12 protein-coding genes and 9 tRNA genes are annotated in these 18,645 nt (G+C 42.6%); 8 read left to right on the top strand and 13 right to left on the bottom strand.

The window, feature by feature from the left end; genetic code table 11:
• Positions 1–2 precede the first annotated feature (2 nt).
• Entirely contained in the window at positions 3–2,561 is a 2,559-nt protein-coding gene (gene nirB / locus DUN60_RS20605; RefSeq protein WP_054546800.1) for a nitrite reductase large subunit NirB, read from the bottom strand.
• Positions 2,562–3,182: 621 nt separating this feature from the next.
• Between nirB and DUN60_RS20600 the strand changes: the two genes are divergently transcribed.
• Together DUN60_RS20600 and DUN60_RS20595 are read left to right on the top strand one after the other, a co-directional pair.
• Positions 3,183–4,373 carry a hypothetical protein gene (locus DUN60_RS20600; RefSeq protein WP_114635292.1) on the top strand — a complete coding sequence of 397 codons (1,191 nt, stop codon included), beginning with the start codon at positions 3,183–3,185 and terminating at the stop codon, positions 4,371–4,373.
• Between the two features lie 392 nt (positions 4,374–4,765).
• Positions 4,766–5,704: a VirK/YbjX family protein gene (locus DUN60_RS20595; RefSeq protein WP_114635291.1), complete on the top strand. Its 939-nt coding sequence runs from the start codon at positions 4,766–4,768 to the stop codon at positions 5,702–5,704.
• 506 nt (positions 5,705–6,210) lie between these two features.
• On the opposite strand, the gene DUN60_RS20590 is transcribed toward DUN60_RS20595, so the two are convergent.
• The 5 genes from DUN60_RS20590 to DUN60_RS20570 form a co-directional block, all read right to left on the bottom strand.
• A tRNA-Cys gene (locus tag DUN60_RS20590) sits at positions 6,211–6,284 on the bottom strand.
• Positions 6,285–6,350: 66 nt separating this feature from the next.
• Positions 6,351–6,437: transfer RNA gene (locus DUN60_RS20585), tRNA-Leu, on the bottom strand.
• An 80-nt stretch (positions 6,438–6,517) separates the two neighbouring features.
• A tRNA-Gly gene (locus DUN60_RS20580) sits at positions 6,518–6,593 on the bottom strand.
• A gap of 44 nt (positions 6,594–6,637) precedes the next feature.
• Positions 6,638–6,711 (bottom strand) — tRNA-Cys (locus tag DUN60_RS20575).
• 83 nt (positions 6,712–6,794) lie between these two features.
• Positions 6,795–6,881: transfer RNA gene (locus tag DUN60_RS20570), tRNA-Leu, on the bottom strand.
• Between the two features lie 349 nt (positions 6,882–7,230).
• Here DUN60_RS20570 and DUN60_RS20565 point away from each other — a divergent pair.
• Positions 7,231–8,019: a lipase family protein gene (locus DUN60_RS20565; protein WP_114635290.1), complete on the top strand. Its 789-nt coding sequence runs from the start codon at positions 7,231–7,233 to the stop codon at positions 8,017–8,019.
• Between the two features lie 84 nt (positions 8,020–8,103).
• Here DUN60_RS20565 and DUN60_RS20560 read toward each other — a convergent pair whose 3' ends face one another.
• The 7 genes from DUN60_RS20560 to DUN60_RS20530 form a co-directional block, all read right to left on the bottom strand.
• Positions 8,104–9,993 (bottom strand): methyl-accepting chemotaxis protein, encoded by a 1,890-nt coding sequence (locus DUN60_RS20560; RefSeq protein ID WP_479688301.1) that lies wholly within the window; start codon positions 9,991–9,993, stop codon positions 8,104–8,106.
• A gap of 290 nt (positions 9,994–10,283) precedes the next feature.
• Positions 10,284–10,357, bottom strand: a tRNA-Cys gene (locus DUN60_RS20555).
• A 67-nt stretch (positions 10,358–10,424) separates the two neighbouring features.
• Positions 10,425–10,511, bottom strand: a tRNA-Leu gene (locus tag DUN60_RS20550).
• A gap of 80 nt (positions 10,512–10,591) precedes the next feature.
• Positions 10,592–10,667 (bottom strand) — tRNA-Gly (locus DUN60_RS20545).
• A 48-nt stretch (positions 10,668–10,715) separates the two neighbouring features.
• Positions 10,716–10,789, bottom strand: a tRNA-Cys gene (locus tag DUN60_RS20540).
• Positions 10,790–10,986: 197 nt separating this feature from the next.
• Positions 10,987–12,432: an ATPase RavA stimulator ViaA gene (viaA, locus tag DUN60_RS20535; RefSeq protein ID WP_065105819.1), complete on the bottom strand. Its 1,446-nt coding sequence runs from the start codon at positions 12,430–12,432 to the stop codon at positions 10,987–10,989.
• A gap of 11 nt (positions 12,433–12,443) precedes the next feature.
• Positions 12,444–14,099, bottom strand: a complete 1,656-nt coding sequence (locus tag DUN60_RS20530) for an ATPase RavA domain-containing protein (RefSeq protein WP_114635288.1) — start codon at positions 14,097–14,099, stop codon at positions 12,444–12,446.
• A 287-nt stretch (positions 14,100–14,386) separates the two neighbouring features.
• On the opposite strand from DUN60_RS20530, the gene DUN60_RS20525 reads away from it, so the two are divergent.
• From DUN60_RS20525 to DUN60_RS20505, 5 genes are all read left to right on the top strand, one after another.
• Entirely contained in the window at positions 14,387–14,902 is a 516-nt protein-coding gene (locus DUN60_RS20525; protein ID WP_114635287.1) for an NUDIX hydrolase, read from the top strand.
• A 39-nt stretch (positions 14,903–14,941) separates the two neighbouring features.
• Positions 14,942–15,946: a low-specificity L-threonine aldolase gene (gene ltaE, locus DUN60_RS20520; protein WP_114635286.1), complete on the top strand. Its 1,005-nt coding sequence runs from the start codon at positions 14,942–14,944 to the stop codon at positions 15,944–15,946.
• Positions 15,947–16,717: 771 nt separating this feature from the next.
• The gene (locus DUN60_RS20515) at positions 16,718–17,242 is read left to right on the top strand and encodes a hypothetical protein (protein ID WP_244212224.1); all 525 of its coding nucleotides are present in this window, start codon (positions 16,718–16,720) and stop codon (positions 17,240–17,242) included.
• Positions 17,243–17,319: 77 nt separating this feature from the next.
• Positions 17,320–17,817 (top strand): hypothetical protein, encoded by a 498-nt coding sequence (locus DUN60_RS20510; RefSeq protein ID WP_017076027.1) that lies wholly within the window; start codon positions 17,320–17,322, stop codon positions 17,815–17,817.
• Between the two features lie 101 nt (positions 17,818–17,918).
• Positions 17,919–18,644: a fimbrial biogenesis chaperone gene (locus DUN60_RS20505; protein ID WP_114635285.1), complete on the top strand. Its 726-nt coding sequence runs from the start codon at positions 17,919–17,921 to the stop codon at positions 18,642–18,644.
• The last annotated feature ends 1 nt before the right edge of the window (position 18,645 follow it).

Here is an 18,645-nt window from a genome sequence, read left to right as displayed (position 1 = left end):
AATTAAACCAGTTCAACGTGAAGGATGTCGCCCTTCGCTTCTGGGTGTTTTTCTGTAAATGTTGCTGGGCGGTGTTGTTCACGGCCATCGTTAACAAACACAACGTTTTCATCACGGTCATCAGCATTGATGAAGTGTGAGAAGCGCTTAAGTTGAGCTTCATCGTTGATAGTGTCAGTCCACTCACAAGCAAAGTTACCCACTAGGCCAGCGACGTCAGCTTCGAGCTGGTCGTTGATGCCAAGTTTATTATCTACAATCACTTCACGTAGGTAGTCAACGCCGCCTTCTAGGTTATCCATCCATACCGAAGTACGTTGTAGTGGCGCAGCCGTACGGATGTAGAACATCATGAAACGATCGATGTATTTCAGCAGTGTTTCTTGGTCTAGATCGCTTGCCAATAAATCTGCGTGACGAGGCTTCATACCACCGTTGCCACACACATACATGTTCCAACCAGCGTCCGTTGCGATAATACCTAAATCTTTACCTTGAGCTTCAGCACACTCACGAGTACAGCCAGACACACCGAACTTCATCTTATGAGGAGTACGGATGCCTTTGTAACGGTTCTCGATCATCACGCCTAGGCCAACTGAATCTTGAACGCCGTAACGACACCAAGTTGAACCGACACATGTCTTAGCCATACGAAGTGCTTTTGCGTAAGCTTGACCCGTTTCGTAACCGGCTGCGATTAACTTCTTCCAGATTGCTGGTAAGTCATCTTTCTGAGCACCGAATAGACCGATACGTTGTGCACCAGTGATCTTCGTATATAGGTTGTATTCAGCTGCAACATCCGCAAGAACGCTTAGAGCTTGAGGCGTTACTTCGCCACCCGCCATGCGAGGGATAACCGAGTAAGTACCATCTTTCTGAATGTTACCTAAGAAGTTGTCGTTGGTATCGTGCAGTTTTACTAGCTCAGGCTTAAGGATGTGCTCACCCCAGCAAGAAGCAAGGATAGAACCCGCTAGAGGCTTACAGATTTCACAGCCGTAGCCTTTACCGTACTTCTCAAGTAGCTCGTCGAATGTTTTGATTTCTTCGATGCGGATTAGGTGGAAAAGCTCTTGGCGAGAGTAAGCAAAGTGCTCACAAACGTCGTTCTTCACTTCCACACCCGCTTTAGCAAGTTCAGCGTTTAGCACAGAAGTCACAAGTGGAATACAACCACCACAACCTGTACCTGCGCCAGTCACTGCTTTGATATCACCAATGGTGTGGTGACCTTCAGCAACAGCTTGAGCGATCTTGCCTTTGGTTACGTCGAAACAAGAACAGATAACTGCAGTTTCCGGTAAGGAGTCAGCGCCAAGCGTTGGTTTTTCACCGCCAGCGTGTGCTGGAAGAATCAATGCATCTGGATGTTCTGGTAGGTCAATTTCGTTCAACATAAGTTGAAGAAGGTCACCGTAATCAGAAGTATCGCCAACCATTACTGCGCCAAGCAGTTTCTTGTTGTCTTCAGAAACGATTAAGCGTTTGTAAACTTCTTGCTCTTCGTTTTGGTAAACGTAGCTTTTACAACCAGGAGTACGACCGTTTGCATCACCGATTGAACCTACTTTCACGCCCAGAAGCTTAAGCTTCGCAGACATGTCAGCACCTTCAAATGTGCTTTCGTTACCAACAACGTGGTCAACAGCAACGGTCGCCATTTTGTAACCCGGAGCAACAAGGCCGTAGAACGTTTGGTTCCAAGACGCACACTCACCAATCGCATAGATGTCTTTATCCGTCGTTTGACAGTAATCATTAATCTCGATACCGCCACGAGGTGCGATACCCAAGCCCATTTGACGAGCAAGTTTGTCTTGTGGACGAATACCAGCAGAGAATACGATGAAATCTGTTTCGAGCTCTGTTCCGTCTGCAAAACGCATCACGTTACGAGCTTCAGTGCCTTCAGGAGCAATCTCAAGCGTGTTCTTGCTTGTATGTACGTTTACGCCCATACGTTCGATTTTTTGACGAAGTTGGTTACCACCCGCTAGGTCAAGTTGCTCAGCCATTAGCTTAGGAGCAAACTCAACAACGTGTGTTGTCACGCCAAGTGCTTTTAGTGCACCAGCCGCTTCAAGACCTAGTAAACCGCCACCAACAACAACACCAGACTTAGAATTCTTAGCGGTTGCTTCAATAGCTTTTAGATCTTCGATTGTGCGGTAAACAAAACAGTCTTTACCTTCGTTGCCTTTAATTGGCGGAACGAAAGGGAAAGAACCAGTAGCAAGAACAAGTTTGTCGTATTGGATTTCACGGCCAGTGCTTGAGTAAACCGTTTTTTTCTCACGGTTAACGTTGATTGCACGTTCACCGATCAGCATGTTTATGCCGTTTTTCTCGTAGAAGCCCTCTTTAACTAAAGAAAGTTCGTCTGCAGTGTGGTGTGAAAAGTAAGAAGAAAGGTGCACACGGTCATACGCAACACGTGGTTCTTCACAGAACACCGTAATGTCCATGTTCGCAACATCTGTCTTCTCGACTAAATCTTCGATATAGCGATGACCGACCATCCCGTTACCGATTACGACTAGCTTCATCTTGCTCATAAGAATTCCTGAAGGTTATATATTTCTTAACTACACGAATAATGAATTATGAAAGAAAATGAAAATATGATGTAAATCAATTACGAAAACGAACTACCCGAAAGGGGTAGGACAAAAGAGGTAGATCTGCTTGTTTATCGAGCTAAGCAAACGAATAACCTTGGTTTTGATAGGGTTTAGCGGGATTTTATATACACTTTGGCGCACTAGAAAGAGTGTTGTAAAGTTTCATAATAGGTTAGCAACAACGTAAGTAAATGACAATCATTTTCATTTACTGTTCCATTTTCTACTCTACAAATTGCCAAACCTCTTACTTCATGAAGAAGTATGAGTAATTGTGAAGAGTCATATGATCAATTAATGGTGACAAAGCAAATACCATCTCCTCTACTATTACGCATAACGTGTCTATGACAGACGAAACTATTACCTTCGCCATTTTACTCATCCATACCTCGACACTACTCGCGGCCGCTAACAACTTAAAATGATAGAACGGTTAGGATCACGGGCTTTGTAAGACATTGTATGGATATGTATTACAGCAACTGTAATCACCCAATATCACGCGACATCTCGGTATATTGGCACTACGTTCAAAATCATAAGATGTGTCCCATGAAAGTGTTATCTTTAACTGCATTCGCTGCCAATGTTCTTCTTGTCGGTTGTAATAGTTCAAGCCAAAGCAAGCCTGTGGCAAGCCAAGAAAATGTCAAACCATCCGTTGTTCACGGGATCACAATAGAAGCAGTCCCTTCTCAGTTCTCTGCGTATTCCAAAGCAGGTTATAACCGACATGTCGCGGTCAATGCCCCCAATGGCAAATCTATCCATATTCTAATTATGGATCGCCTGAGCGATTATCAAATAGTCAAATCAGTCAATATTCTCAACCACTATCTAACCCCCGTTGATGGCACTAAATACGGGAGCGCTGACTCAAAACGCGATATTGCAAATGCTATGGCGAACAATGGCGCAATATTGAAACTGATGAATTATCACGATGAGCCCCAATATAACGACGATTTGGATGGCCAACCCTTGTTCGAAGAGGAAATTCAAGTAGAAGGCGGAGAATGGTATGTTCGACAGGATTATGAAGAGCATCGCGATGCGTCTTACGAGGAAATTCTCCACCTAGTCCATGACTATGGTATTGGTGTTCTTAACTCCCCTCAAAGTGGCAAATCGGCATTACCTTTATTTCAAAAAGAGCTAAATACAATACAGACTCAGGCTTTACATAATGCCTATACACCTCCAGTTGACACTTTGGAAGAGTGGCAAGAAGAAGTCAGTGTTGACCAAGAATACTTTGCAGCCGTCATTGATAGCTATTACGGGCTTTGGGGGGCGTATAGTGGCGAAGGTATGTGGGGGTTATACAAAGTTAAAACTCGCGACGACTTCTCTACAAGAGATCCTAACGCGCAATATATTACGGAACAGATTTTCTCTCCAACACTGGCTTACGACGCATACATTGCAGATACATTCACCGGCACTTTTAAAATGCAATATGACCCAGCAACGCCCTACACTCATCACTCTCAATATCTGACGAAACTCACGCTATCGGGCAAGAATAACGCAAATATTGAGATCAATGGATATGATAATAAGGTAACCGGAAATTTAGGTGTTAATACGGTTGTAGTACATGGTCCTAAAAGTGAATACCAAATCCACAATCTTGGGGGCGGTAAATTTCAGCTCAATGACACCGTTACTTCACGCGATGGCTTGAATACCCTATCAAGCATTGAACAAGCGCAGTTCACTGATCAGCGTTGGACTCTTTGATTCACATACACGTGTTTACTAATCAAACAGAGATATGATTCAAAGTACCTCTTCCCTTAGAAACTCCGCACAAGATACCGGAGGTAGATCGGGCACGAAGCTTTCAGAACATTCCTTTCCCAGGAGCAAGCTCAACTTGACGAGTTTTTCACACTTTAGCCTCTGATACACACATTGGCGAAAAATGTCGAACAATGAGCAAGCCTTACTTAAGCTTGCTTTTCTCTCTTTTTGAAGACATCTAATACGTCCATTCTCGAGCTTTTGTTCAATCGTTGTATTTTTTGGGCAGCCCTTCTTAACTTTGTATAAAGTTGGGTTACATTAAATTACGTCAAATTACATTAAATCACGTTAAATTGCGTCATTCATTTCAAAAGAAGCACTGGCTAATGACTGATCATCAAATGACCATGAACAAATCCATCGTTCATCAAAGCAAGACTATTTACTCGGAGCAGTTTGCAGAGAACTTTCACCCGATCTGGATTTACCGTATCAAGTTTATTGCGCGAGCGTTATTCTACAGAAAGGCATTCAACTACTTGGCTAATAACATTGAAGAGTCTATGTTAGAGATACTGTGTACACGCTCGCATCGCTTTTTGGAAAAACCTTTTCGCCCGTACATCATCAAAAACAACCCGGCTATCGATCGCTCAGAGCTTGTTATTGAGCATTACAAAACAGCATCAAAACTGATATCACCAACATTAATGAAACAGATCTATACAGATTCCATAGGGCTTACTCTTATGACCTTTGAGATTAATGAGATCTTATACACTGTGAAATTGGTATATGAAGAGCGCTATCAAAAAGAAGGCGATATGAGCTTAGTACTGCATAGCCAAGAGGACGGTAACTTCTACACAATCTCCTTTATTCTCGGGAATGAAAATGGGATCCGTTGCATTAAGATTGGCGGGTTGCAAGGTCCACGCAGTAACGAGACCAGCAACGAGAAGATAAAAAATCTGACTCGTAAACTTTATGGCCAACGTCCAAAAAGTCTAATGGTAAGTCTACTGAGTATCCTTGCACAGATCTGGGATATAGAGACCATTCTTGCGGTGAAGACACAGTCTCACACTTTTGCGGCTAAACGCTATAAAAATGGGCGAATTAAGACTGACTACGACGCATTATGGATTGAACTGGGCGGCACCGAATACGACCGTAACTTCTATTCGCTTAGCGTTGATGCACCACGCCGCGACATCGAAGGTATGTCTCGCTCTAAACGTTCTATGTACCGCCGCCGTTATGAATGGTTAGACAACACCAAAACGACATTCAAAGAAGCATTAAAATACTCTTATGACGAGTGATAAATTAGGCACTATGAATATACGAGTATCCATCACTTTTCTCCGAATCATGAAAAGTAACGTAGTGCATATCCTCAAAATTAACAATCTCGGTATCACCTGAATGACAGTTAGAGCTCGTACTTAGTTAAATGGCAGTACCACTTCGATTCGCGAGATCACAGTCAGTAATGATCATCACTGACACCTTTGTGCCTAATAACATGTCAGTTAACACTTGCCGGCTAAAAGTTACCACCAACTCTATTAATTTTTTTATTTAAGCTTCGTGTACACTTTCCGCCCGACAAGACAAAGATCAGAGACATACCGGAGGTTTTCCCTTCGGTATTTTCGCACAAAACTTCCGCACGACTCATCAGCGCAGATATTTCCTCGCGCATCCTTCCCCTAGAAATTCCGTGCAAGATACCGGAGATAGACAAGACAAGAAGTTATCTAAACCGAAACCACTTTCCTACAGACGTAAAAAAGCCCGATCATTTCTGATCGGGCTTTCTAAATAATGGAGGCGCCTCCCGGAGTCGAACCGAGGTCCACGGATTTGCAATCCGCTGCATAGCCACTCTGCCAAGGCGCCTTCAGTAGTGTTTAAAGAGAACAACTCTTTTGAGCATTACCTAACAAAAGGTAACAATCCAATAGATGGTGCCCCGGGCCGGACTTGAACCGGCACAGCGCGAACGCCGAGGGATTTTAAATCCCTTGTGTCTACCAATTCCACCACCAGGGCACGCAATTCTTTATTGCGATGCCGATTACTGAAAAGTAAAACACCATCTTAATGTCAAAATGAATCAACATTACAAAATTTGGAGCGATACATCGGGTTCGAACCGATGACCTCAACCTTGGCAAGGTTGCGCTCTACCAACTGAGCTAGTATCGCAATTTCATTCTTTTAATTTCTCATTAATTAAATAAGAAAGAGAATGGAGGCGCCTCCCGGAGTCGAACCGAGGTCCACGGATTTGCAATCCGCTGCATAGCCACTCTGCCAAGGCGCCTTTATCAACATAAAAATATATTGAAGTGTTTAAAGAGAACTACTCTTTGTTCAACACTCTACTTAAAGTAGAAACTAGATAGATGGTGCCCCGGGCCGGACTTGAACCGGCACAGCGCGAACGCCGAGGGATTTTAAATCCCTTGTGTCTACCAATTCCACCACCAGGGCAACGCAATCATGCGATGCTGATTACTGAAGAGTAAAACACCATCTCTCAGCGACCTAAGCCGTGAGAACGAGGTGTACTTTAACGGATAGAAAAAATTCGTCAACAGTAAATTTTATCTTTCAATTCAAGTGATTAATTATCGAACTCAAACGATTGAATTTAGTGCAGCTTGTACGGTTCTTATACGTAGATTTTGAGTTTTAACGGGAACTCATAAGCCGAAATCCAGTTCGAAGATTCACTAAATACTGTTGATTCCATAGAATGAACGAAACACACCCTCGTTTTCATGTGCTTTTCACATTCAAAGACTAAAGTTTTAAGTAACAACTATTACGAAATGACAACGTGAAGCCACTAAAACGATACCAATATGAACGCTACGCCGTGCTCTGCAACCTCGCCTACCCTAGAGTATTTAGACAAACTCGTTATGGTTTTGATCCTAATGGACAGCGCATCATAAAGAATCAGTTTGGCAAAACCATGATTCGAGTCTTATGGAGCAGCGACAAAGATGAAGTCGTCGTGGTTATCAAGGGGTCACACAGCGTTTCTGACTGGCTACTCACTTTTGCACTATGGACCAGAAGCTGTAAAAGGATTGGGTTGAACTATCGGGTACACGCTGGCTTCTATCATCTTATGTTCCAAGAAAGCCAACCAGGTCGTAACGAAGACAAGCTTGGGCAAACCGTTATCGAACGCTTAGAAGCCACGCTCTTGCCTTTGTTAGAGCAAGGGAAAAGAATTTCTATTACTGGGCACTCTTCTGGTGGCTCTATTGGTTGTGTATTTGCTGACTACCTAGACCAAAAGTATCCAGGCTGTATCAAACGAATTGTGACTTTTGGACAACCTGCAATTGGTGATTGGAGTTTTAAAAAGAACTACCGTTTGGGCAAGAAAACCTACCGTATCTGTTGTGACATCGATATTGTCACCTTCATGCCGCCCGTGCCACTGCTGTATTGGCATGTAGGGAAAGTACTTTGGCTCTATAACGGCAGGATCTATGAAAACACACCGACGTTAATACGCCTTGGACGCTCAATTTTCAGTTGGTTGATCCGGCCTTTCTCTTATCACCTAATGAGCAAGTATATTCGTAACAAAGATTTCTTCGATAAGCACTGAGGCAGTGAATTAAGTTGATGCTGGCTGCATAAAAAAAAGAGCACAAGCCTGTAATGACTTGTGCCTTTATGGTTTTAACTGAACTTAAAGTTTAAATCTTGATAGTTCCTGTTTGAGATCGTTAGCTAAGTGGCTGAGCTGATCGGCTTGCGAAACTGCATCTGTCGCATCAAGCGCCATCACATCACTAACTTCACGAACAGACTCAGTATTCGCATTGATTTCCGCGGTAACTAAAGATTGTTCCTCAGCGGCAGAAGCAATCTGAGTCGCCATATCACTGATCATCTGAATCGCTTCACGGATTTGAGCTAGGCTCTCTCCGGCCATGTCCACGTCATGTACGCTTGTTTTCGCCATATCATGGCTTTGTGTCATCACTTTCACCGCACCATTGGTCGCTTGTTGTAAGCGTTTGATCTTGTCTTCGATCTCTTCTGTTGAAGCATGAGTACGTTGAGAAAGCACACGAACCTCGTCAGCCACCACAGCAAAACCTCTGCCTTGTTCGCCTGCCCTAGCCGCTTCAATGGCCGCATTGAGCGCGAGTAAGTTAGTTTGCTCCGCTATTTCACGAATCGTCGCTAAGATAGACGCGATTTGTTGACCATGCTCTTCAAGCTCGCTGATGATAGACACAGCGCTTGTTAGCTCAGTAGCAAGTTCATTGATCGATGATTGGCTTTTGGCCATCTGTTGGAAACCTTGCTCGCTCAACTCCACCGAATGAGTCGCACTTTTGGCCGTACTCTCAGCATTCGTGGCGATTTCGGCTGTTGCTGTCGCCATTTCTGTCACAGCCGTTGCTACCATAGTGATCTCATCTTGTTGTCTGCTTACACTATCACTGCGCTTCATCGCACTGGTATTAGCATGCTCGGCACCGCTGTTCATCGCGGTAGAAACTTGAGTGACGTTTTGCATCATTTGATGGAGTCGATCAACGAAGACATTAAATTTATCGGCAAGTTGACCCACCTCATCTTGGCTCGACACTTGTAGTCTTTGGGTGAGATCGCCTTCCCCTTCCGCAATATCAGCTAATGCTTCACTCACTCGACCCAGTTCAACTAATTGACGAGCCACAAACCATGAGGTTGCTACAGCCATAACGATCAATACAATCAAACCTGTGGTAATTTGGCTAATCAACATATCGAACAGGGGCTGCTCTAGTACGTCTTTATCCATTTCAATCACAAGTAACCAGTCAGTGCCTTTAATTGGCTCAGCCATGATGACTCGCTCGGCACCATCCACTTGCGTAAAGATCGTCGTCAAGTTCTGCGCAGCACTGTTTAATCCAGAAACACTTAATTCAGGTGCTATCTCTTTGACTTCCTTAAGGATGAAATCTTTATTTTGATGAGCAACGACCGTGCCTTGCTTATCAATTAGTATCGCTCGTCCATTACCTGGAACCTGAATAGCCAACACATCTTCAATTAGCTTGTCTAACGCAAGATTAGATGCCACAACACCGATGATTGAACCATTTTCGGTCACAGGATCGGTCAGTGTCACCACCAAGGTTTGCATCGTCACACTCACATACGGCTTTGTTGTCACAGCTCGATTTTCAGCCAATGTTTGTTTATACCAACCTCGGACTCTTGGGTCGTAACCCGCTTTATTCAATGAAGGATCATGGCGAAACATCTCACCTTGTTTGTTACCGTAGTAGCTCAATCCAAACCCACCAGATACCAAGGTTTGACGTAAATGAGGAACGATATCTATTGAAGGGTTAAGCTGTACTTGTTGCTTAAGTCCGTGTACTGCTTGCTTCTTATCGTAAAACCAGTCGCTGATGCCTTTTGCATGAGCTTGAAGCGTATTGCGGCTTTCACTTTCTATTGCTTGCCAGCTGTTTGTTTGAAAAGTCTTATAACCCATGAAAAGAAGAATGGCAGATGTAACAGCAATCGCCAAAACTACAGAGAAAACCATTTTCCTCTTTAGACTAAATTGCATATTTAAGAACCTCTTATAGAACAATTAAAGAAATATAAAGAGGGACACTATCACTCATACGCATGTTTTAATTAGGGTTATCCCATAAAACAATGAAACAAATTGAGCATTATGGTTAATTGTGACTTTGATTTATTTACTAGTCTATCAACAAAGGTTCAACTTAGGATCTCATCAAAATAGAGTGGGTCTATGAAAGGAAAAGGGGGAGAAATGAAGAGGCAAGGATGAAGAAACAAAGAAGCCAGAAACGAAAAAACCAGCCACAAGGACTGGTTTCTTCTAAATGATGGAGGCGCCTCCCGGAGTCGAACCGAGGTCCACGGATTTGCAATCCGCTGCATAGCCACTCTGCCAAGGCGCCTTCAGTAGTGTTTAAAGAGAACAACTCTTTTGAGCACTACCAAAAAAAAAGGTAACAATCAAATAGATGGTGCCCCGGGCCGGACTTGAACCGGCACAGCGCGAACGCCGAGGGATTTTAAATCCCTTGTGTCTACCAATTCCACCACCAGGGCACGCAATTCTTTATTGCGATGCCGATTACTGAAAAGTAAAACACCATCTTAATGTCAAAATGAATCAACATTACAAAATTTGGAGCGATACATCGGGTTCGAACCGATGACCTCAACCTTGGCAAGGTTGCGCTCTACCAACTGAGCTAGTATCGCAATTTCATTCTTCTAATTTCTCATTAACTAAATAAGAGAGAAAGAGAATGGAGGCGCCTCCCGGAGTCGAACCGAGGTCCACGGATTTGCAATCCGCTGCATAGCCACTCTGCCAAGGCGCCATTTTTCAACACGTTAGAACCGACTAAACGTTAGCCCCGCTGTGTTCGGGTGCCTACTTTACGGATTGAGTGAAGATAGTCAAACAAAAATGTGAATTTAAATTCTGTTTGCTGACATTTAAATCAAATTGCTGCATGTTCGATCTTTTTATTCAAAAAGCATACAGCAAAGTCGATTCATTTAAGGAGTTTGCGCACTACCACTTTTTCATGAAGCGGCCAACGAGGCTTGGATGATACGACCAACAGTGATCAAACATGGTCATAAGTTGAGGGTTACCATACTTAGAAAGACTAACTGCATGGAAACGGTTTTTGTGCGTTTTAAGTTTCTCGACTTGAGCAATCATTTCATCAGACTGCTTTGGTGCGATAAAGTCAGAAAGAACGATCAAATCAGCATTCTTGTACTTGTCGCCCATCATCAAATCTATCGACTTCATTAGCACTGGCTCAAGGTCTGTCCCGCCGTGGAATGAGTAACTTAGGAAGTCACTGGCTTCACGTAGGCCGTCTTGTCGCGTCAATTCATAAGTAATGTGTTCTGAAGAGAACAAAATCACATAACAGTCGCGTTCTTCAGCTAAGGCGATTTGCATCAAGGCATAAGCCATCGCTTTTGCCGACTGTTCTGGGAAACCACTCATTGACCCCGAAGCATCAACACAAACAATAAATGGACCTTTTTCAATGTCCACCGATTTGCTGTCTGGCTTTTGAGCTTTCACCTTACGTAGCGTTCGAGATTTACCTTGCGAACGATAGCTAAGCAAACGCTTATCAGCCAAGTGTTTATAGAAGATAACCTCAAGCTCTGGGTACGCTAAGAACATGGTCTCATTCGGCAGCATCTTGTTGAGGTCATCACTTTCATGGATCCCAACAATATCATCGACTGCCTCATCGCTCTTCTCTTCAACCATCTGTAGTTCTTCTACAGGGGCTTTGTGCAGAGAAGGATCATCTTCTAAACCAGCCATGCGACCGAGTTTTTCAGCAATTTCTTGAAGGCCTTTGTGCTTATTTAGAAACTCCGCATGACGCTTCATTACCGTTAGGTCGGTTTTACTCAACTTAGCCGAAGCCATGTCCCACAAGCGCCCTACACTCCCTTCATCACCCGACTCCGTCACTTTATCCATGTTTTTCATGGTTTCCATGCGTTGATAAAGGTCAGCTAAGACTTTTTCTTTGCTTGTTTCAAGTTCGGTTACTTGAGCTTGCTTAATCGCGTCTGAAAGCGATTGATACCACTGGTCGCAAAAGTAGTGTGGAAACATTGCGTTATAAACGCCTTTGTTGTTTTCCATTAAACGTCTTGCTTGAAGGTAGAACGCTGAGTGCCACTCCAATTTTTTGATGACACTGTCAATCTCATCAAAAAACTGAGGTTCATCCCAGTAGATAACCTCTTGGTACAATGCAATTTCTTCCTGGAAACGATCGGTTTCACACACTTTAGTGACGCGTTTTTTTACTTTACCGCGCCACTTAACCAAATGGTTTTTGACCGACGTTTTCACGCCCTTGTTCTCAGCAGCCATCATGACTTGAGAACGAGCGATGAGATCATTCATCGCTGTATCAATGATTCCTGAGTCAGCCACCATCAAAGCGAGGTTTAAGCCGTCTGCTCCTAACATATGCTCTCCCCTTACTCGAAGTACTGACTCATGAACTTAATACGCTGTGCGATCTTACTGCTCTTGACTTTCGTGGTTTCAAGATCTTGCGTTACAGCTTGCAAGCTTGCTTCCATTGCCTTCGGTAACTCAGGATCAATATAGTTGTGAGGCAACGCATCATGGAATTCAGTTCGAACTCTCTTTAACTTAAATTCAGCCTCAGTTAACTGTTCTAAGGCTTTCTCAGCGCCACTCAACCACTTGTTATACAATTCTTGGTCTAAACCGTCGGTAGTAACCACACTCACCAATACAGAGCGATTGGCAATATCTTTAATCACTAATTGGTTCGATGCATCCAAGTCGAGTTTTAAACGGCATAGGTTTTTATTTTCATTTACGTAACCGTAAATATCGCCGTGGCCTTCTTTAAGCGCACGGTCAAAATCATCCTTGGCTACATATACCCAACGGCTATCGCCTTTCTCAGATTCAGAAACCGACATGTTGCTTTGCAGCATAACCAGTTTAACTAGGTTGTAAGCGCTGCCGACGCTGTACATTTTCGCGTTCTTGATATCATTTTGGTAAACATCTTTACGCAGTAAGCCGCTGGTTGATTCCATAGAGAGCGACACCGATAACGTTGATTCAACATCATCTTGAATTTCTTCAAGCTCTTCACGTGACATTTCGATTTGAGATTTCGACTCCTGCTGATCAAACGCTCGGTTCAATGCAAAATCTTTTACCACACTACGAACAACGTCTCGCGATTCTGGACTATGCCATAAACAATCTTGCAGTAGCATAATATCCAGCGGGTTTACGCTATCACGACCACTGAAGAATGCGCTTGCCTTCAACAGCTTGACCGCTTTCTTCCAGCGTCTGTCCGATACATATAGATCAGTTTCAGTAGCCGAACTTTGCTTTTTGACAGTCTCTTCAAGCATGGTTTTCAGTTCAAATAGCTTGTTAAACGAGTTATCCGTCAATTCCAAGTTATCGAGCTCTTTCTGCCATTGATGGTATTCAATATCAGTAATCGCCAAACCTTTTGGAATCACAGCTTCCTGAGAAGTACCCGTCGTCAGCATCGATTTGAAGTTTTGTTTGTTTTGAATACGGTTTACAAACACACGAACGAGCATCCGGTCGTAAAGAGCTTCTAAGCCGCTGTCTTCATCTGGAAGTTCGTTAGATGCAGACACTAATAAACGCATCGGCACGCGCTCGATGTCTGCGCCATTTTTGAACGTCTTTTCGTTAACGACCGTGAGCAAAGTATTTAGGATTGCAGGACCTGCTTTCCAGATCTCATCAAGAAATACAACTTGTGCGGTTGGTAGGTAACCCTCGGTCAGTCTTACGTAACGACCGTTGTCTTTTAATTCTTGGATACTTAGCGGGCCAAACACTTCCTCTGGTGTAGAGAAACGTGTCATCAAATATTCGAAGTAGCTACTGTTGTCAAAAGCTTGGATGAGGCGTTTAGCGATAAGACTTTTTGCAATACCCGGAGGGCCTAATAGGAACACACTTTCACCGGCAAGAGCCGCCAGTAAACAAAGCTTAATGGTGTCTTCTCTTTCGTAAACGCCATCTGAGAGAGCATGCGCTAATTTGTTGATTCTTTCAGAGAGTAGCGCCTTGTCAGCATGTGAGGAAATAGAAGGGTTCATGCGTTACTCCGAAAATCTTTGAACAGTTGAGAGTGTAGATACGTTTTTATACATTTGTTAGCACTTTGTTACAAGTATCTTTTATTATTGAGTTGCCTTTATATCAGATGGTTACGCTGCAATTTTCGCGTAATCATAGATTCCAATTATGAGAGTAACATCACGAACGGCGTCAAATTAAATCTATTGCTAAGCCTAATTTTTCTTTTATTTTCGACACCATAGACGTTATGGTGGTACACGTCTTCAGTTATACGAAAAATTGGCAAGGAATGTGGCCAAATTGCATGAGTAAAGTTATCCATCAATGGAAAAGTATTTCTCTCATCGAAGAGAACGTGGCGCTCCCTACGAACGTCGTGGTAAAACATACAACAATACACCACCCTGGCGCGGCCGTTATTCTTCCTATCACTTCGTCAGGAAAAATCATCCTCATTAATCAGTTTCGTCCTTCTCTTAAGAAATGGCTTTTGGAGCTACCTGCAGGCACGATGGAAATTGATGAGACACCTCTTCAATGTGCCCAGCGCGAACTGGAAGAAGAAACCGGTTACAGTGCCACTTTTTTTCAGAGCTTAGGACAAGTCACACCTTTGGCTGGATTCTGCGATGAGATTCAGCATTTATTTGTCGCAAAACATCTTAGCCTCACTACCCGATTTGAATGCGACGAAGATGAAGTTATAGAAGTGATAGAGCTGAGCTTAGAAGAGCTGCACAACAAAATACGACACGATCAAATCACCGATACAAAAACTATCGCTTGTTTAAGCAAAGCCCAACTATGTGGCTATCTATAGCCAATTATATGACTACCTAAAGTACTCTAGGAGAGAAGCATGGACTTTCGTTCTGATACCGTAACTAAACCTTCGCAAGCTATGCGTGACGTAATGGCAAATGCAGAAGTGGGCGATGATGTTTATGGCGATGACCCAACCGTAAACGAATTGGAACATTGGGCTGCCAATGAAACCGGCTTTGAAGCAGCGATGTTCACTTCTTCAGGTACACAAGCCAACCTACTTGGTTTAATGGCACACTGTGAGCGTGGTGACGAATACCTTTGTGGCCAACAAGCGCATAACTATAAGTATGAAGCTGGCGGTGCTGCAGTGCTCGGCTCGATTCAACCTCAACCCATCGAGAACAACCCAGACGGCACACTCGACTTTAAAAAGCTTGCCGCTGCGATTAAGCCAGATGACAGCCACTTTGCTCTTACTAAGCTTCTTAGTTTAGAGAACACGATCAATGGTAAAGTGCTGCCAATGTCTTACCTAGCGGAAGCACGTGAATTCGTAAACCAACACGGCTTACAAATGCACCTAGATGGCGCGCGCGTTTATAATGCAGCAGCGGCGCTGGATGTACACATCAAAGAGATCGCACAGCACTTCGACTCTATGACGATTTGCTTATCAAAAGGTTTAGGCGCTCCAATCGGTTCACTACTCCTTGGCAACAAAGAGTACATCGCTAAAGCTCGTCGACTGCGTAAAATGGTCGGAGGCGGTATGCGCCAAGCGGGTATTCTTGCCGCCGCAGGTAAAATGGCGCTGACTGAGAACGTAGCTCAACTTAAAAATGATCACGAGAACGCAAAAAACCTAGCGATTGGTTTAAGCAAGCTAAAAGGCTTCTCTGTTAACCCTGATTTCATTCAAACTAACATTGTATTTGCGAAGTTAGATGAATCTGTGGATATTAACCGCATCGCGCGAGAGTTAGGTGAACAAGGTATTACGATGTCGCCAGGTAATCCAGTACGTTTTGTTACCCATAGAGATATCAGTTCAGAAGACATCGTTACTTTCCTAACAAGGCTAGAAAATGCGCTTTAACTCTTGACGAGATTAGCCTCTATAGCAATTGAGATTTGAGCTTCCCCTGTGGGAAGCTTTATTCTTTCAGCAAAATCATTAACCCATTCCACAGCCCAAATAGCCCTCGAAACCTGCTAATTTTCTAATAAACACACTTGATTGACTGGAACAGAACGCGATCTCGTTTTGGCCTATGAGAATACTTTCTGAAAATTATTCTAACATTTAAACATTAAATTATTGTTTAAGTTGGATTTACATTAATGGCTTATCAGCATTGTATTGTCACTAAAGGTAAATGACTTAGTAATAACAGATTCAAGTTTTTAATCACCACGCACACGATAATTAAAACTAGAACACATCAATCCTAATAGATTCTTGTAAAGAACTAATTTCAATAAAGAAACAGTAGATATTCGCCATCCATTATTAAAATTTTAAATCGCCACAATCAAATTATAAATTAAATAATCAAATTAGTGTTTTCGTTAATAATGCTGTCACATTCATGATGACAGTAACCCACCAAAAACTCCAAAACACCCGTGTAGACCATAGCTCTATTTTAATCAATTAAATAAAAAATCTCCGTCAATATTAGTATTGAGTAAAACCAACCTATCTAATTGAATATTAAATTATTATCTAATAATTTCGCTTCTACCTCTCAGCTTAAAATCATACTAAAAATCATACTTCTCCTAGATAATAAACTTTTTTTACTACTTCACCATTTTTTAAAGCACTTATAGTTTTGAAAGTTAAGCAACAAGTTACATTCAATCAGTGAGAGGTGAAATTATGTTTAGAGTATTTCGGATTCTTCATAGCTTCACCGTCTTCGTGTTAATTTTGGTTCTGTCAATTTCATTTAATGTCAGTGCCAATACTTTAACGTTAGGAATTAACGGCAAGATCAAAGATCGATGCGAAATAAATTTTTTCTCTGGCAACATTATGAAGTTTACCGAACATCTCGATGAGCAATCGTTGCCTTTTAATGTGTATTGTAACCGCCCGTTGGGTATAACGATTAACTCAAAATACGGTGGACTAAAATATCAACAACAAGGCGTTGATATTATTGAAACTTATAATTTGTCATTACAAATAGATGAGCTTCGTCTTTATGAAAGTCGACACAGCAGCCAACTTATATCATCAGTAATGATAGACAGTTCTGGTGTTATTCCTTTCGCTCAACATGGGAGCCTTAGGGTAGCACTCGAAAATAGCTTGCGTTTCGCAGGTTATTATCAAGACGTTATCGAGATCGAAGTTTACCCTTCGATTCATAGCGTGACAAAGTGAAAACTCTGCAATGTATCTGCAGAACAACAAACGCTCAGCAGTATTCGAGCCAATCATTTAAGATAAAGGAATTTCTAATGAAAAAGCTAACACTCTACGCAGCAACAGTCACTGCTATTTTTGGTGCTCAAGTCCAAGCCGCTCCTGGTGATGTCCAGTTAGTTGGTTTTGTTTCACCTGTATGTGAAGTTACTGGTCTTTCAACGCAACTGATGGACTTCGGTAACGTATCTCAAATTCAAAACCTTTCTGTTAGTGGTCTTAACATGAAGTGTAATGACGTCGATGGTGCAACTGTGACACTGACAAGTGCTGAAGGTGGTCTAGAGTCAGACGATAGCGAAGACTACGCTCTTACATACGATGCAACATTCAACCCTTCAGGTTTAGCTCCTTTTACGCTTAATGCACCAGGGGGCCCAGGTCAAAATGACGTTTCAGTCAGTAATTCTTATGGTGGTTCCGGAGTATTGGCTACTGGTGTTGCCGCATCTATTGATATTGTGACAACAGAAACCTCCCCATGGGCAGGTGGCTACTCAGATACATTAACCGTCAATATCACCTCAAATTAGAGGTTAATAAGTCGGGGGCTATTATTTGGCCTCCGACTTAATCTCGATATCAATTTCAATATCAATATCAAAGACATAAGTTTAATTTGGAGCTCTTCGCTATGTATAAATGGATCATGCATAAATGGATCGTTCTTTTCCTATTGTCATTCACTTGTCTGTCCGCTCATGCGTTCAAAGTCGAACCGATGTCTATGGAAATGACACCGCTTGGCAAAAGAGCTCAAATGACCATGAGGGTTGAGAATTCGTCTACCGAACCACTCACGGTTGAATTATCTCCAGTATTTATGACCATGAACGAATATGGAAAAGAGACCACGACGCCTGCAGATGACGAGCTATTAGTGATACCGGTGACCGCAATAATAGAACCTGGACGATCGCAATCCATTATGGTGCGGTATTTGGGCGATCCTTCCATCACAGAATCTAAAGCGTATCGCATTGCTGTTAAGCAAGTAAAAGTTCAAAGAGCGAGCAGTAATCAAGGGCAAGTAAGTCTTTTGCTTCAGTTTAATACGCTTATCAACGTGCGACCTCAGAACACGGCTTCTCAGCTAGAAATTAAAAGTATCGAACAAAATGACAAAAAGAACAAATGGGTTCTTGAGGTACTTAACAGTGGTAATAGTTATGGTCGATTAACCAATACAACATGGAAAATATCTGATGGTAAAAATTCAACATATTTAAAAGGCGTAGAAATCGCTAAACGTATTCCGGGTACTTTAGTCCTACCCTACTCTACTCGCTTTTTCGAAATGCAGCCTCTTAAAAATTATGATGTGGACACCCTATCGATTGAAATAGAGCAGGATCAATAGT

Source organism: Vibrio splendidus, from assembly GCF_003345295.1.
GTDB classification, from domain to species: Bacteria; Pseudomonadota; Gammaproteobacteria; order Enterobacterales; family Vibrionaceae; genus Vibrio; species Vibrio splendidus_K.
The sequence above is the reverse complement of the archived record's forward strand: the minus strand, read 5'-3'. Positions and strand labels throughout refer to the sequence as shown.

Coding starts and splice junctions, on each gene's coding strand:
- DUN60_RS20510 (WP_017076027.1), top strand. CDS start 17,320: ATGAAAAAGCTAACACTCTACGCAGCAACAGTCACTGCTATTTTTGGT.
- DUN60_RS20560 (WP_479688301.1), bottom strand. CDS start 9,993: ATGCAATTTAGTCTAAAGAGGAAAATGGTTTTCTCTGTAGTTTTGGCG.
- nirB (WP_054546800.1), bottom strand. CDS start 2,561: ATGAGCAAGATGAAGCTAGTCGTAATCGGTAACGGGATGGTCGGTCAT.
- ltaE (WP_114635286.1), top strand. CDS start 14,942: ATGGACTTTCGTTCTGATACCGTAACTAAACCTTCGCAAGCTATGCGT.
- DUN60_RS20530 (WP_114635288.1), bottom strand. CDS start 14,099: ATGAACCCTTCTATTTCCTCACATGCTGACAAGGCGCTACTCTCTGAA.
- DUN60_RS20525 (WP_114635287.1), top strand. CDS start 14,387: ATGAGTAAAGTTATCCATCAATGGAAAAGTATTTCTCTCATCGAAGAG.
- viaA (WP_065105819.1), bottom strand. CDS start 12,432: ATGTTAGGAGCAGACGGCTTAAACCTCGCTTTGATGGTGGCTGACTCA.
- DUN60_RS20600 (WP_114635292.1), top strand. CDS start 3,183: ATGAAAGTGTTATCTTTAACTGCATTCGCTGCCAATGTTCTTCTTGTC.
- DUN60_RS20595 (WP_114635291.1), top strand. CDS start 4,766: ATGACTGATCATCAAATGACCATGAACAAATCCATCGTTCATCAAAGC.
- DUN60_RS20505 (WP_114635285.1), top strand. CDS start 17,919: ATGTATAAATGGATCATGCATAAATGGATCGTTCTTTTCCTATTGTCA.